This window comes from Streptomyces sp. NPDC051286, from assembly GCF_044455345.1.
Classification (GTDB): Bacteria; Actinomycetota; Actinomycetes; order Streptomycetales; family Streptomycetaceae; genus Streptomyces.
The window spans coordinates 1-2,372 of the sequence record NZ_JBITER010000138.1 but is presented as its reverse complement, the minus strand read 5'-3'; the positions used below and the strand labels follow the sequence as shown (position 1 = coordinate 2,372).

Below are 2,372 nucleotides of genomic sequence, written 5' to 3'. Positions count from 1 at the left end.
GCAGGCTGAAGCCCGCCTCCTTCAACAATGCGGCGATCACGTCCCGACCCACCGCGCGGCCCTGGGCGGCGAGCTCGGTGGCCAGATGCCGCAGCAACTTCGTCGTCCACGTCAACGGCCCTATCGGGTCGCCCTGCGTGGTGTCTTCGACCAGCGCCAGCAGGGCCGGAACCAGGCCCGGGTCCTTCTCCGACAGTGCCGGGCGGCCGGCCCCCGGCCGCCGCCCCCGCCCGTCCGGCGCCCGGCCCGCATCGAGTTCGGCCAGGCCGCGGCTGACGCAGCCCTTCGAGACGCCCGCGGCCCGCGCCACCGCAACGATCCCACCGTGCCCGAGCTGCCGAGCCTCCGCCGCGTACAGCATCCGGCGCTGCCGCTCGTCCAGGTACGACGTCACCGCCCCGAACTTCTCCTCCAACGAACCGATCAACTCATCGAAGCGACCCATACCGCATCAACGATCCCAACTACCGCAAGAAACCCACTAATTCATCGACAGGCCCGCGTTCTCGAAGGCGATCGGTGATCGTTGTCCGAGGCGGGAGTGTCGGCGGCGGGTGTTGTAGCGGTGGAGCCATCGGAAGGCGTCGAGTCGGGCCTCGCGCTTGCCGCGGTAGCCGTCGGCTGCCCGGTTCACCAGTCGGCCGGGATGTAGAGGGCCTCCTGGCCGTGGTTGACCAGCAGCGCCAGCAGGAGCGCGGGCTCCCCGCCGGTCATGTCGATGGCCCAGGTGGCCTCGCGGCCATCGGCCAGGTCCAAGACGTCACCGATCAGTTTCAGCAGTTCGAGCTCGTCGTTGGCGACCCGCCGCGACAGCAGCGTCTTGCCGTCTATGTCCAGGGCGAGGCCGTGGTGGTGGCCCTTGCCGCTGTCTATCCCCGCCCATATCCGGCTCATCGTGCTCCTGACGTGTGTGTTCGTGCTGTTCGTGCCACGGACGACCTCGCCGGCATTGCTCTACGCAGCGACTTGTTCGCACTTCCTAATCGGCGGCCGAGTCGTCGTGGGGCGCCGGGCGGCGAAGCAAGGGAAGCCACGAGACGGCAGCCGCCTGATAGCCACACCCAGCACCCCTGGGCGACCCAACCCTACGAATGGCTCGATCAACCCGATCAAGACACAAGCGCTGCGTGTACAGAATGGCGATCTTTCCCCTATCCCACGGGAGTTGCACGTGATGGGCTTGCGTCGAACATCTGTACCCTTCAAGGAGGATCGTTGCGACGCACACGCATAACGATGGCGCTGCGCTGCATGGCAGTCGGCGCCGTCCTTACCGTTCTGGCCGGGGCGGGACCCGCTTCCGCTGCCGGCTTACCGAAGGAACCTGATCCGCTGGCAGCGCCGCCGAAGGTCCACGGACCTGAGACGACCAGTCTCGCGCTGGCCGGAGGGCGGCCCGTGTCGGGGAAGAATCTGGTGGCCGGGCCGCCGTCCACGCAGTCGGGCGGGGTGTGGCAGGTCAATCGGACCATGCCCACCTTGAGCAATACTGTGACAGACCCGGACGATGACAAGGCCAACCTGACCTTCGCCGTCTACACGACGGACGCTTTCGGCAACCCCGACAAACAGATCATGATCAAGGATGAACCGTACGGCGTCCTCGTCTCGGGCTACGTCAACTCCGGTGGCACAGCGAAGGTCACCGTCCCGGATGGGAACCTGAAGCCGGGCACCACCTACGCGTTCCGTACATCCGCCTACGACGGAAGCCTGTACGAAACGGAGTGGTCCGGGTGGGGCAAGTTCAAGACCCGTGGCCGCGCGGTCGACATCAAGCTCCCCGAGCCTGACATGAACGCCCCAGTGCTGAACGAGGACGACTTCCAGGAACCGCAGCCCATCGGCAAGCCCAACATGTACCCGGTCCCACCGGAGGTGCCGCCCACCGGGTACAGCGCACCCGAGAATGTCACCAGGCCGCAGGGCTACAGCGAGAAGGACGGCTGGAGCTGCGGCGAGGTGAACAAGGAGACGAACATCCAGCCGTGTTCGCGTCTGGTCCCGGACAACAGCAAGAAGACTCGCGACGCCCTCGCAAAGGAAGGGTTCGGGGCCACGGCAGGGCTTCCGCACCTGGTCGACTGGTGCGACACACGCAACCTGGACATCAAGCGCTACGAGGCGTGCATTAGCGGATTCACCTACGAGTACGAGGGAATCGTCGTCAAGGACGGCATGCCCACCGGTGAGATCCTGAACGCATCCTGGGCCGTCGGCCAGGAAGTGAAGTTGTCGGGAACCTCGGCGACGTTCACTCAGCAACTCGTCCTCGTCCCGGAAGTTGTCAAGTCAAATGAGACGGTTTGACGCTATGCGGACTGTTGTAGAGGTTTTGTTTCCGGTGTCGGTTCGTTGATCCAGACCTGCTC

1 protein-coding gene and 2 pseudogenes are annotated in these 2,372 nt (G+C 65.5%); 1 reads left to right on the top strand and 2 read right to left on the bottom strand.

Features of this window, described 5'->3' with window-relative positions:
• Both ACIBB8_RS37780 and ACIBB8_RS37775 read right to left on the bottom strand, forming a co-directional pair.
• Positions 1-445, bottom strand: a pseudogene (locus ACIBB8_RS37780) (ISAzo13 family transposase); the annotation flags it as partial.
• 135 nt (positions 446-580) lie between these two features.
• Positions 581-894: pseudogene (locus tag ACIBB8_RS37775) on the bottom strand (transposase); the annotation flags it as partial.
• 585 nt (positions 895-1,479) lie between these two features.
• On the opposite strand from ACIBB8_RS37775, the gene ACIBB8_RS37770 reads away from it, so the two are divergent.
• Complete coding sequence (locus tag ACIBB8_RS37770) at positions 1,480-2,310, top strand: hypothetical protein (RefSeq protein WP_398959925.1); 831 nt, start codon at positions 1,480-1,482, stop codon at positions 2,308-2,310.
• Positions 2,311-2,372 lie beyond the last annotated feature (62 nt).